This is a genomic window from Promicromonospora sp. NPDC050249 (genome assembly GCF_040656015.1).
In the GTDB taxonomy this organism is placed as follows: domain Bacteria; phylum Actinomycetota; class Actinomycetes; order Actinomycetales; family Cellulomonadaceae; genus Promicromonospora.
In genome coordinates this window covers 64,160-77,815 of record NZ_JBFAKY010000015.1, presented here as the reverse complement: position 1 = coordinate 77,815, position 13,656 = coordinate 64,160, and the positions used below count along the sequence as shown (strand labels likewise).

The 13,656-nt window shown below is 70.1% G+C and carries 6 protein-coding genes; all 6 read left to right on the top strand.

Annotated elements, in window-relative coordinates:
* The first annotated feature begins 163 nt into the window (after positions 1–163).
* The 6 genes from AB0I32_RS14340 to AB0I32_RS14315 all read left to right on the top strand — a co-directional run bounded on the left by AB0I32_RS14340 (position 164) and on the right by AB0I32_RS14315 (position 13,656).
* Positions 164–6,220 carry an Ig-like domain-containing protein gene (locus AB0I32_RS14340; protein ID WP_357507008.1) on the top strand — a complete coding sequence of 2,019 codons (6,057 nt, stop codon included), beginning with the start codon at positions 164–166 and terminating at the stop codon, positions 6,218–6,220.
* A 141-nt stretch (positions 6,221–6,361) separates the two neighbouring features.
* Positions 6,362–7,336, top strand: a complete 975-nt coding sequence (locus AB0I32_RS14335) for a MoxR family ATPase (RefSeq protein ID WP_357507006.1) — start codon at positions 6,362–6,364, stop codon at positions 7,334–7,336.
* Positions 7,333–8,658, top strand: a complete 1,326-nt coding sequence (locus AB0I32_RS14330) for a DUF58 domain-containing protein (protein WP_357507004.1) — start codon at positions 7,333–7,335, stop codon at positions 8,656–8,658. Before AB0I32_RS14335 ends, AB0I32_RS14330 begins: the two co-directional genes overlap by 4 nt.
* Entirely contained in the window at positions 8,655–11,111 is a 2,457-nt protein-coding gene (locus AB0I32_RS14325; protein WP_357507002.1) for a transglutaminaseTgpA domain-containing protein, read from the top strand. The genes AB0I32_RS14330 and AB0I32_RS14325 overlap by 4 nt, the downstream gene beginning before the upstream one ends.
* Complete coding sequence (locus tag AB0I32_RS14320; RefSeq protein WP_357507000.1) at positions 11,111–12,820, top strand: RDD family protein; 1,710 nt, start codon at positions 11,111–11,113, stop codon at positions 12,818–12,820. Before AB0I32_RS14325 ends, AB0I32_RS14320 begins: the two co-directional genes overlap by 1 nt.
* A complete protein-coding gene (locus tag AB0I32_RS14315) occupies positions 12,817–13,656 on the top strand; it encodes a protein phosphatase 2C domain-containing protein (RefSeq protein ID WP_357506998.1) in 840 nt (279 codons plus the stop codon). The genes AB0I32_RS14320 and AB0I32_RS14315 overlap by 4 nt, the downstream gene beginning before the upstream one ends.

The window sequence follows — 13,656 nt, the reverse complement described above, 5'->3', positions numbered from 1 at the left end:
ACGCTCGCGCGACAGACTCGTACAATCCGGACCGGACTATGGGTAGTTCTGCCCGTTGAAAATCAAGGCCGATTCACCCACCATCCCGGTAGGGTGCTTCCGTTGCGCCTGTGTGTGCCGTCCGGGTGAACGAACTTTGCTGGAGTGATGAAGAGGAGGACGCATGAGCTCTGTCTCACGCGTGTACGAGAACCGCAGGTCAGCCGCGTCGATCGGCGCGGTAACCCTCTTCGCCGGAGGGCTCCTGGGCTTCGCGCTCCTCTACGACGGCGAGGCTACGGCCGACGTCGAGCTCAACGACTCCGGCGTCTGGGTGACCCAGACGTCGTCCGGCCAGCTCGGCCGGTTCAACTACGACGCGAAGGCGCTGGACGGCGTCCTGCTGGCCAGCTCGGCGAGCTTCGACGTGGAGCAGGACGCGCAGCGGGTGCTCCTGGACAGCTCGAGCGACTCGTCCGCCAGCCCCGTGAACCCGGCCCAGCTCGTCCTGGACGGCTCGATGGAGCTGCCGCCCGGCGCACAGGTCGCCTCGGGCGGCGCCACGACCGCGGTGTACGACGAGGACGAGGGCCGGCTCTGGGTCCTCCCGTTCGACGGCGCTGTCGGGTTCGACCAGGAGGAGCTCAAGCCGACGCTCAAGGTCGGCAAGGGCGGCAAGCTCGCGGTCGGCAAGGAAGGCACCGTGTTCCTCGCGGTGCCGGCTGACGCCAAGCTCTACACGGTGCCGACCGGTGGGCAGGGCGCACCCCGGGAGAGCAAGGAGTCCAACCTTCCGCTGGGGCCCGACGCCAAGGTCGAGGTCTCCGCCGTCGGCGACGAGCCGGTGGTGCTCGACCAGTCGAGCGGAAACCTCGTGCTGCCGGGCGGCGAGACGGTCAAGGTGGAGGACGGCGCCGAGGGCAGGCTCCAGCAGCCGTCCGCCAAGACCGACAACGTGGTGCTGGCCACCCCGAACGGCCTCGTCACGCAGCCTCTCGGCGGCGGCGACGCGACGACGCGTGCGGCGCAGGGTGCGCCGTCGGCGCCCGTGCAGCTCGAGGGGTGCACCTACGGCGCCTGGGAAACCGGCCAGGTCATCCGGGACTGCGCCGGCACCGACAACGACGTCGACCAGGTGCTCGAGGGCGTGGCCGTCGGCACGAGCCTGGTCTACCGCGTGAACCGCGACGTCATCGTGCTGAACGACATCGCGGGCGGCACCCTGTGGATGGCCTCCGACCTGTTCGAGAAGGTCAACGACTGGGACATCGTCGTGCCCGAGGACGGCGAGGGCAAGAAGACGGAGTCCGAGGAGGCCACACCGCAGCTGGTCGACAACTTCGTCGCCGACCGGAACAAGGCGAACCGGCCGCCCAAGGCCAAGGAGGACTCGTTCGGCGTGCGGCCCGGCCGCACCACGGTGCTCAACGTGCTGGGCAACGACGCGGACCCCGACGGCGACGTGATGACGGTGTCGGTCATGGGCGAGCCGGACGGCGCCGTCGGTGTCGACCGTGTGCTCGACGGCGCGGCCCTGCAGGCCAACGTGCCGGCGGACGCGTCAGGGACCACGAACTTCAAGTACGAGGTGGACGACGGGCGCGGGGGCAAGGCCAACTCATCGGTAGCCGTCAAGGTGGTGCCGCTCGAGGAGAACAACCCGCCGCAGCAGATGGGTGAGCCCGTGCTCACGGTGGGTCAGGAAGGCACGGCGAGCATCAAGGTGCTGCCGTACTTCAAGGACCCTGACGGCGACGACCTGTTCCTCTCCAGCGCTGCGACCGCCGATCCTCTCGACGAGGTGCGGGCCCGCCCGGACGGCACCATCGAGTTCCGCGACGGTGGCGCCACGACGGGCCGCAAGGTCGTGGACATCACGGTCTCGGACTCGGGCAACCTGCCGTTCCAGGGCAAGCTGCTCATCCAGGTCGTGGCGAGCAACGTCGCGCCGGTCCCGGTGCAGGACCACGTGAAGGTGCTCGTCGGCGAGCCCGTCACGGTGGAGCCGCTCAGGAACGACTACGACCCGAACGGCGACAAGCTGCGCCTGACGAGTGTCGCCGAGACCAAGGGCGCGACGATCACGCCCAACTATGCGGCGGGCGTGTTCCGCTTCGTGAGCGACAAGCCCGGCTCCTACGACGTGACGTACCAGATCACCGACGGCCCCAAGCCGACGATGGGACTGGTCCGGGTCGATGTCGAGAACCCGCCGGACGACGACCGCCGGCCCGTGGCGGTCACGGACCAGGTGCTGCTGCCGACCGGCGGCACGGCGCTCGTCGACGTGCTCGCCAACGACACCGACCCCGCTGGCGGGGTGCTCGTGGTGCAGGGCGTTGACGTCCCGGACAACGCCCCGGTGAAGGTCGCGGTGCTGAACCACCAGATCCTGAAGATCTCGGAGATCAAGCGTCTCAACGCACCCGTGACGTTCAACTACACCGTCGCGAACGGGACCGGCACCACCACCGGCCAGGTGCGTGTCGTGTCGATCCCGGCGCCCGAGCAGCTCAGGCCACCGGAGGCAGGACCTGACGACGCGATCGTCCACGCGGGCGACGTGGTCACCATCCCGGTGCTGAAGAACGACGCACACCCCGACGGGCTGGAGCTTGAGCTGACCGACGAGCTGAAGGAGGCGCCCCCGGCGTCGGCCGGCGAGGCCTTCGTCTCGGAGGACACCGTGCGGTTCAAGGCCGGCAAGGAGGCGGGTACCTTCCACGCCGTGTACGAGGTGTCGGACGTGAACGGCCAGAAGGACTCCGCACAGGTCACCATCACGGTGCTGGACAAGCCGGAGAACGCCTCCCCGCAGCTGCCCGACATCACGGCGCGCGTGCTGAGCGGCGGTACCACCCGTATCCCGCTGAAGCTGGACGGCAGCGACCCCGACGGCGACTACGTCACGCTGAGCGCCATCTCCGCCGCGGCCAGCAAGGGCACCGCGCGGATCGTCGACGGGTTCATCGACTACACGGCAGGCGGGGAGACCACCGGTCTGGACACCTTCTCCTACGAGGTCACGGACACGCGGGGCGCGGTGGGCAAGGGTCTGGTGCGGGTGGGCATCGTGCCGAAGCCCGCCTCCAACCAGCCGCCGCAGGCCGCGGACGACGAGACCATGGTGCGGCCGGACCGTACGGTCGCGATCCGCGCGCTCGAGAACGACACCGACCCGGACGGCGACGAGATCGGCCTGGTGTCCAAGGGCTTCGAGGGCACAGGTGACCTGAAGCCCAAGGTCGTGGAGGACGACGTCGTCGTCACCGCGCCGGGCAAGGAGGGTTCCCACTCCTTCTACTACGGCATCCAGGACAGCTTCAAGGCTCCTGCGGGCGGGGCCATCACGGTGAACGTGAAGAGCGACGCGCCGCTGCTGCGTCCCATCGCCTACGACGACGTGGTGACATCGGACGACGTGGAAGGCGACTCGAGCGTGACCATCGACGTGCTGGCCAACGACGTCGACCCGGACGGTGTGGCGGCCGAGCTCGACGTTGCGGTCGACCCGCCTCTGGAGGGCGTGCGCGTCACCGAGAAGGGTCTGCTCGAGGTGCAGCTCACCTCGAGCACCCAGGTGATCACCTACACGGTCACCGACATGGACGGCCTCAAGGCCAAGGCGTTCGTGCGCGTCCCGGGTGACCAGGAACGCCCCCACCTCAAGCCGGGTCTGGAGCCGCTCAAGGCCACCAGCGGCGAGCCGCTCACCATCGAGCTCGAGGACTACGTGGTGGTGCGCGAGGACCACAAGGTACGCATCACCGAAGGGGAGTCGGTCAAGGGGATCGAGGGCAAGGCGGAGGCGCCTGACAAGGACACGATCGTCTACACGTCGGCCGCCGACTACGCCGGTGCGGCGTCGGTCAGCTTCGAGGTGACCGACGGTGTCGACGCCGAGGACCCCAAGGGGCTCTCCGCCGTCCTCACCCTGCCCATCGACGTCACCCCGTCGACGAACATGCCGCCGAAGATCACCGGCACGCCGGTGCTCGAGGTGGCGGAGGGCGAGGAGAGCTCGGTAGACCTCTCTCGCTACGTCAAGGACCCCGACAAGGACACGCTGACCTTCCAGGTCAAGGGCAGCAACGGCATCACCCCGACGGTATCGGGCAGCGCGGTGTCGGCGATGGTCGACCCGTCGGTGTCGAAGGGTACGTTCCAGCAGCTGCCCCTGACGGTGTCCGACAACAAGAACCCGGCGGTGAGCGGCGAGCTGACGGTGAAGGTGGTCGGCTCGACCCGCGATCTCGTCCAGACCACCGACGACGTGGTGATCGACGCGCACCAGGGCGAGGCGACGACCATCCCGGTGCTCGCCAACGACACGAACCCGTTCCCGGAGAAGGAGCTCACCCTGGTGGGCTCCGCGACGGTCGAGACCGGGTCCGGCAAGGCGTCGTACAGCGGCAACCAGCTGGTGGTGACGCCCGGCGAGGACTTCACCGGAGCGATGGTCGTGCGCTACACGGTGCAGGACGCGACGGAGGACCCGGATCGCGAGGTCGACGGCATCGCGAAGCTGACGGTGCTGGGCAAGCCGGAGGCGCCGCGCGCGCCGCGGGTGGAGGAGGTGCGTTCGGAGACCGTGGTACTGAGCTGGGAGCAGCCCAACAACAACGGTGCCGACATCACGAGCTACATGCTGCGGACCGACAGCGGTCAGGAGCACGAGTGCGCCACGACCACCTGCACGTTCGACGGGCTGAAGAACAACGTGAAGTACAGGTTCACGGTCACGGCGACCAACGAGGTGGGCGAGTCCGAGCCGTCCCCGGCATCCCGTGAGGCGCGTCCTGACGAGAAGCCCGACCAGCCGAGCCCGCCGACGCTCGTGTTCGGCGACAAGTTCCTCACGGTGTCGTGGAAGAACCAGACGTACACGGACCGGTCGCCGATCGAGTGCGTGAACCTGGAGATCAGCCCGGCCCCGACCGACGGCGTGACCCAGAAGACCTGCCAGCAGGGCAACCAGCTCGTGTGGCGGGGCCTGGAGAACGGAGTCGCCTACACGGTGCGGGTGCAGGCCAAGAACGACGCCCCGGACCCGTCGGACTGGAGCGAGCCGTCCGCACCGGAGACCCCGGCGGGGAAGCCCGAGACGCCGGCCGCGCCCACGGCGCAGCGCACCAACGACCTGGGCGGTGGACGGATCGACGTGACGTGGACCGCTCCGGCCAACAACGGCGACGCGATCAGGAAGTACTACCTCGCCGTGTACGAGGGCGGTTCGAAGGTCAGGACCATCCCCACGGCGGACACGTCCGCGAACGTCTCGGACCTGAACCCGGAGGCGTCCTACACGTTCACCGTGGAGGCAGAGAACAAGGCGGGGCGCTCTCCGGTCAGCCCGCAGTCGAACAGCCAGGTGCCGTACGGCCAGCCGACGGTCCCCTCCAACGTGCAGGCGAGCAATCCTGCCGACCATCGTGCGACCGTGTCCTGGAGCGCGATCCCGGCCGACCAGTTCCGCGGGCCGGCGCACCGGTACGAGGTGTCGGCGAACGGCTCCGGCAGCCCGAGTGCCGGCAACACCACGTCGTACGTCTACGGGAACCTGAACAACGGAACGTCGTACACGTTCCAGGTGCGGGCCTGCAACGAGTCCATGTGCTCGGACTGGTCGTCCCCGTCGAACGCGGTGGTCCCGTACGGCCCGGTGCCTAGGCCGACGATCAGCGCCCAGGGTGGCAGCCAGCAGGTCACCTTCAACTGGGACGGCACCGGGGAGAACGGCCGCCCCACGACGGTGAGCGTCACCAATGCGGTCACAAGCTCGGCGAAGACGGGCAGGCAGACGGTGAACACCGGCTACAGCCAGACACTGACGGCATGCATCCAGGTGACCGACAGCGAGGGCCAGAAGAGCGAGAACGTGTGCGCTTCCGGCACGTCGGATCCGAAGCCCAACCCCACGGCGACCGTCACGAACGGCAGCCGTGTCAACAACGGCGACTGCAACACCAGGTCGTGCGCGTACTTCTACATCAACTTCGCGAACTTCGAGCCGGGTAACCACCAGGTGGCCTGCTGGGCCGAGGACACGCCCGAGGTCAAGGGCTGGCACGACATCGTCAACCACGCCAGGGACTGGGGCGGTAGCTACAAGAGGACGTACAACTTCGGGGACGGCTCCGGCGGACTGCAGCTCAACTGCTTCTTCGGCCATCCCGGGACGCCCGTACGAGTCCTGATCGACGGCCAGGCGTACGGCGTCACCAACTGGTGGAACGGATAGCATTCGGCCGCCGCACCGTCGGCGGCCACCCGCCTGACCGGCCGCCGCGCAGACGGCGGCCGGTCAGGCGATGATCGACGCAACTCCACCCCAGCAATTTCACCCAGCGAACGAGCAGCTACGAGCAGTAGGGAACATGAGATGACCACGATGACCCCCGAGCAGGCGGCCTGGTTCGCCCAGACCTTCGAGCGGCTCGTCGGCAACGTAGGCCAGGCGGTCCTGGGCAAGGCACCGGTGGTGCGTCTGGCACTTACCTGCATGCTCGCCGAGGGCCACCTCCTGCTGGAGGACGCCCCCGGCACCGGCAAGACCATGCTCGCCCGCTCGATCGCGGCGTCGGTGCAGGGTTCGCACAACCGCATCCAGTTCACGCCGGACCTGCTGCCGTCGGATGTCACCGGTGTGACGATCTACGACCAGAACACCCACAAGTTCGACTTCCACCCGGGCCCGATCTTCGCCTCGATCGTCCTGGCGGACGAGATCAACCGCGCCTCGCCGAAGACCCAGTCCGCCCTCCTGGAGGTCATGGAGGAGGGCCGGGTCACCGTCGACGGTGTCGCGCACGGAACCGGCCGTCCGTTCATGGTGCTCGCCACCCAGAACCCGATCGAGCAGGCCGGTACCTACCGGCTGCCCGAGGCCCAGCTCGACCGCTTCCTCATGAAGACCTCCGTGGGCTACCCGGACCACGCCTCCACCGTGGAGATCCTGTCGGGTGCCGCGCTGAAGGACCGCAGCACCGCGCTGCAGCCCATCATCACGACCAAGGCCGTCACGGAGATGGCCGACCTGGCCGCGAACGTGCACACCGACACAGCGGTGCTCGAGTACGTGTCCCGCCTCGCCGAGGAGACGCGCAACGCGCACGAGGTGCGCGTCGGCGTCTCCGTCCGTGGCGCCCTGGCCCTGGTGCGCTGCGCCAAGGTGTGGGCCGCCGCGCACGGCCGCAACTACGTGCTGCCCGACGACATCAAGGAGCTGGCCCAGCCGGTCTGGTGCCACCGCTTCGTGCTCGACCCGGAGGCCGAGTTCGCGGGCGCGCGCCCGGACGCCGTGCTCTCCCGGATCATGGCCGACGTCGCGGCACCGCAGGAGCGGGCCTCGGCATGAGTGCGACCGGCATCTCACCAGGTCCCGCGTACGGGAAGCGGCAGGAGAGTCCGCGCGGACTGCTCGCGGCCGGCCGCGCCCAGGTACAGCGTGGCCGGCGTGGCTGGGTGACCGTCGCCGCCGCCGCCCGTTCCCGGGCGGCGGCGGCGGTGGGGCGAGTGGTCGCTCCCGTCCGCCGTACGTTCAGCACGTTCGGGATCGCGGTGACCCTCGTGACCGTCGCTGCCTGGATCGTCGGCCTCACGCTCAGCTGGCTCGAGCTGGTGGTCGCGGCGGTGCTGCTCAGCGTGACGCTCGTGTGCGCGATCGTGTTCGTGCTCGGCAGGTTCAAGTACGACGTGGTGCTCGACCTCGCGCAGGCCCGGGTGACGGTCGGCGACCGCGCCGTCGGACGCCTCGACGTGCGCAACGCGTCGAACCGCGCCCTGCTGCCCTCCGTCATGGAGCTACCGGTGGGCACCGGCACCGCGGCGTTCCCGGTGCCGCGCCTGCGGGGCGGCGGCACGCACGAGGAGATCTTCACCATCCCGACCCGGCGCCGCAGCGTGATCACGGTGGGTCCGGTCAAGTCTGTGCGTGCCGACCCGCTCGGTCTGCTGCGCCGCGAGATGACGTGGACGGACGAGCAGGAAGTCTTCGTGCACCCGCGCGTCAAGAACCTCACGGGCTCCTCGACGGGCTTCCTCAAGGACCTCGAGGGCCGGGTCACCAACGACATCACGAGCTCGGACGTGAACTTCCACGCCCTGCGCGACTACGTGGCGGGCGACGACCGGCGGCACATCCACTGGAAGACGACGGCGCGCACCGGCCAGCTCATGGTCCGGGTCTTCGAGGAGACCCGGCGCTCGCACCTCGCGGTGCTGCTCTCCACACGCGCCGAGGACTACGCGCACGAGGACGAGTTCGAGCTCGCCGTGAGCGTCTGCGGCTCCCTGGGCCTGCAGGCCATCAAGGAGGACCGCGGCGTGACCGTGCTCGTCAACGAGGCGACGCTGCACGGGGACCACCGCACCCGGCTCATGGACGACCTGTCCCGCATCGAGCTCGAGTCCCGCAAGACGAAGCTGGTCGACCTTGCCCGTTCCGCCGGGATGGCCGCCACCGACTTCTCGGTGATCGCGTTCATCGTCGGCAGCATGGTGACGCCCACAGAGCTGCGCTCGGCCTCGGCACGTGTCCCCGCCGGGGTGCAGGTCATGGCCATCCAGTGCGTGCCAGGCGCCTCCCTCGGCCGGCACTCCATCGCCGAGATGGGCGTGCTCACGCTGGGCCGCCTGGCCGACCTCCCCCTTGCGCTGAAGAAGATGAGCGACGGATGAGCAACGAGAACACCCGCGGGAACGCCCCGGTCGGCGCAGGCGCCGACCGGGGCCGGTCGCCGTACAACACCGGTTCCGGATTCCGGACGGGCACGGGCCGCGGTACCACGCGCCGCAAGGAGGCGGACCGTCCCCGCGCGCTGACCCGGTTCGCCCTGGTCGACCTCGCGGCGATGAGCCTGATGTTCGGTGCCGTCATCGTCGGGTTCGGGCCCGTCTGGGGCTCGCTCGGCTACCTGCTGCCCGCCGTCGGCGGCGCCTTCGTCGGGCTGGCGGTGGCCTGGGTGGGTGCCTGGCGCCGCTTCCCCGCTGTCGTGGTGACTGCCCTCGCGGTGGTCGGGTACTTCCTGTTCGGCGCCGCCTTCGCGGTGCCGCACACCGCGATCCTCGGCGTGGTCCCGTCCCTGGAGTCCCTGCGTGAGCTGATGCTCGGCTCCGTGGAGGGCTGGAAGCGGTTCATCACCACCGCGCCGCCCATGCAGTCGTTCCCCGACCTCGGGGTCATCCCCTTCCTGCTCATGCTGCTCGTCGCGCTGATCGCCAGCACCATCGCCTGGCGGGCGAAGCACGCGGTGTGGGCAGTCGTCCCGGTGCTGGCAGGCCTCGTCGGCGTGATCCTGCTGGGTACGGTCGACGCCTCGCTGCCCGTGGTGCAGGGCCTCGTGATCACCATCGTGGCTCTCCTCTGGGGCGCGGTGCGCGTCATGGAGGCACGTGTCGGTACGCACTCGATCACCACGGAGTCCAGCCAGGAGGCCACGCGCAGGCTGCGCTGGTACCGGGTCCGTACGGGCGCCACGATCCTGGCGGTCGCGGCCCTCGCCGCCGGCTTCACCGGGCCGATCCTCATGCCGAACGACGACCGCACGGTGCTCCGCGAGACGGTGGTGCCGCCGCTCGACATCCACGAGTACACGAGCCCCCTCGTCGGCTTCCGGTACTACAAGAAGGAGGTCCGCGACCAGGAGATGTTCACGATCAGTGAGCTGCCCAAGAACGGCCGCATCACGATGGCCGTGCTCGACCAGTACGACGGCGTCGTCTACGACGCCGCCGGCGGCGGCGGCACGACGGGCGTCTACACGCGCGTCGGCGACGAGATCGCGAGCACGGCGGAGGGCACTCCCACGTCGGTGGACATCACCGTCACGGGCTACCGCGGAGTCTGGGTCCCGGGGGTGGGCAGCCTCACCGGCGTCATCTGGAAGGGCGCCGATGCGGAGGCCCAGACGGAGGGCACCTACTACAACTCGGAAACTCACACGGCGATCACCACAGCGGGTATCCGGCCGGGCGACAAGTACACCTTGAACACCCGCGTGGTCGAGGAGCCGAGCGAGGAGACGCTGAAGAAGAGCAAGATCGACCTCGACGTCGAGCTGCCGGACACCGACGGCAGCGGGATGCCGGCGGAGCTGCCGCTCAAGGCGACGCAGTACACGGGCATCGAGACCGACCCGGCCACCAAGCTGTTCCAGATTCGTAACGGGCTGCAGGCGGACGGGGCCCTGTCCAGCGGGCTCGAGAACGAGCCCGCGTCCCGCCCTGGACACTCCGCGGAGCGCCTCAACACGCTCCTCGGGGAGGAGAAGATGGTGGGCGACGACGAGCAGTTCGCCGTGGCGCTCGCCCTCATGGCGCGGCAGGCGGGCATCCCGGCCCGCGTGGTCATGGGCTTCTACCCCGACAAGAAGAGCGAGTACGAGGAGGGCAAGCCCTGGACCGTGCTCGGCAGCGACGCGCACGCCTGGGTCGAGGTGCGGTTCGAGGAGTACGGCTGGGTGCCGATCGACGCGGTCCCGGAGGAGAAGCCGCAGGCGCAGCCCCAGCCGGAGAGCAAGGAGGAGCCCAAGCCCCCGGTGCTCCAGGACCCGGAGCCGCCGGAGGAGCCGGAGCACGCGAAGGCCGGAAGCGTCGAGGACGATGACAAGGAAGAGGCCGAGAACGAGGGCTTCGACTGGGGTCTGTTCGGCATGATCCTGCTGGCCGTCGGCATCCCGCTGCTGGTGATCGCCGGCCCGATCGTCGCGATCCTTGCCTACAAGGCCCGGCGTCGGACAGCGCGGCGCAACGCCGAGCAGCCCGCCGACCGGATCAGCGGTGGCTGGTACGAGGTGGTCGACGTCGTCACCGACCTCGGGACGTCCGTGCCGCGCGGGGCGACCAGGCGGGAGAGTGCCGGCGTGATCGCCGGAGCGCACGCCGTCCCGTCGACCCTCATGCTCGCGCACCGCGCGGACGAGACGGTGTTCGGGATCGACGAGCCCACGCCTGCCGAGGTCGAGGCGTTCTGGGCCGGGGTCGACGAGCTCGTCGGCGGGCTACGCTCCACCGTGAGCACACGACAGCGGGTGCGGGCGGCCCTGTCGCTACGCTCCGTCTGGACACGTGTCGCCGAACGACGTCGGGCCCAGGCGGTGGCCCGGGCGACCGGCACGACGAAGGAGAAATGATGACGGCCGTGGTCTGTGCCGGGTGCGGCGTAAGTCAGCAGGAGGGCGCGCCCTTCTGTGCTGCGTGCGGGCGTGCGTTCCCCCGCACCGGCCTGCCCGTGGTGGAGCCGCAGCAGACTCCCCGCGGGCAGGTGCAGCAGGCCGCCGCGGCCGCGCAGGCCCGGCAGAGCAGCGCTTCGGGAGGGGTGCCGCTCGTGACGAGTCGGCCGCCGATCACCACGGAGGTCGAGGTGTACACGGCCACCCAGATCCCGAGCGCGGGCATGGCACCGCAGCAGCAGCTCGAGGCGCCCTACGCGCGCGTCGGCAAGCGATTCCTGGCCCTGCTGATCGACGGCGGGATCGCCGGCGTGCTCGGCGGGATCGTCGCGGGGATCGGTCTGCTGTTCATCGAGACCCCGGACCCGCTGGTGGTGCTGTCCCAGGAGCAGCGGGCCGAGATGTTCGCCCAGCTCATGCGGCTCTACGTGATCGCAGGAGCAGTGGCGTTCGCGTTCATGCTGTCCATGTGGATCTGGGAGTCACGGACCGGCCGTACCGTCGGCAACTCCGCGATGGGCCTGCGGACGGTCTCCGCCGACGACCGCGGGCCGCTCGGGTTCGGCCGCGAGGTGATCCGGGTGCTCATGCTCGGTGTCATCTCGCTGATCCCGGTGGCCGGCCCGGTCATCGTGCACCTGACCCCCCTGTGGGACAAGGGTGACAAGATCCAGGGCTGGCACGACAAGGTCGCCCGGTCCGTGGTGCTCGATCTCCGGGCGCCGAAGATCGCCGTGACGACGGGGCTCGCCCCGGTCGGTCCTGGCCCCCGCGCCCCGGGACGGCCCGCGCTGCGGACGGCCACGCCGTCCGCGCCGGTTCAGCAGACCTCCCGGCAGCTGCCTTCGCAGGCGCCCGCGGCACCGCAGCATCCGGGGACGCCGCCCGTCGCGGCTCCCGACCCGTGGTCGTTCCCGCAGGCGCCGGTGGCTCCGCCCGCCGGCGGCATCATCACCGGCATACCGGGGAGTGCGCCAGGCGCGTCCCCGGCCGCACAGCCGGTCCAGCAGCCGCAGCCGGTCCAGCAGCAGCCGGTCCAGCAGCACCCGGTCCAGTCCCAGCCGGTCCAGCAGGTCCAGCACCAGCAGCCGCCGGAGCCGGCCTGGCCGTCCAAGACCTGGCCTGCCCAGGTGGAGCCTGCCGCGCCGCCCGTCCAGCAGCCTGTCGCACCTCCGGTCCGGCACGAGCTCCCGCCCCAGCAGCACCCGGAGTCCCGCCCCACGCGCCCCGTCACCTTCCCCGGCGAGGGCGCGGCACAGGCACCCGCACAGGCCGAGGAGTCGTGGGAGGCCACCCGGATGCAGGCGCCGAGCCTGGTGCCCGCTGCGGTGGTGACCGTGGTCCTGGAGCTCGAGTCCGGTGCGCGGCACGTGATCGACGGACCAGCGCTGGTGGGCCGTAACCCGCAGGCCGCCGACGGTTCGCCGACGATCCTCGTGCGGGTCGACGACCCGACGCGGTCGGTGTCGAAGAACCACGCCGAGATGGGTGTCGACCCCGCTGGGCTCTGGCTGACCGACCGTGGCTCCACGAACGGCACGGTCGTCTCTGCCCCCGGCCGCTCACCGCAGGTCGCGGAGCCCGGCGCGCGCGTACGCGTGCCGATGGGCTCGACCATCCACGTAGGTGACCGCCGGATCGTCGTGCACCCCGACGAGTCGAAGGCATGACGCAGCAGGATCAGGGGCTGACGACGGTCTGGGGCGCTGCCTCGCACCAGGGACGTCGCCGGACCCTGAACGAGGACGGATACCTGGCCACGGGCCGGGTGTTCTTCGTTGCCGACGGCATGGGCGGCCACGAGGCGGGGGAGGTGGCGAGCGCAGAGGCGCTGGCCGCCCTCAGCGCGCTCACCGAGGTGGACCAGGTGGAGCCCGCGCTCGTCGAGGCGTACCTCGAGCTGGCGCAGAAGCGCATCCGCGCGATCGAGACCGACTCGGGCAACGCGCCGGGGACCACGCTCACCGGCGTCCTGGTCGACGAGCGTGAGGACGTGCCCTACTGGCTGTTCGTGAACGTCGGGGACTCCCGCACGTACATGCTGTCCGGTGGTGTGCTCGCGCAGGTCAGCGTGGACCACTCCGAGGTGCAGGAACTCGTCGACGCGGGCACGATCACGATGGACGAGGCCCGTCGCCACCCGCGGCGGAACGTGATCACCCGCGCTCTCGGTGCCCAGGAGGGGGTGCGAGCGGACTTCCGGTACATCCCGGTGGCGCTGCACGACCGGGTGCTGGTCTGCTCGGACGGGCTCACGGGAGAGCTGACGGACGACCAGATCACTACGATCCTGCTGGAGCAGCCAGACCCGGAGCGTGCTGCCGCGTTCCTGGTGGACGCCGCGATCCAGGCGGGGGGCCGGGACAACATCACGGTGGTCGTGATCGACGTGACGGGCGTGGACCACGAGACCTTGGGGTCCTCCACAGCACCACGGCCGGGGACAGAGCCCGACGAGGACACCCTGCCGCGGGAAGAGCACGAAGCAAGAAGCCAGGGGGTCTGA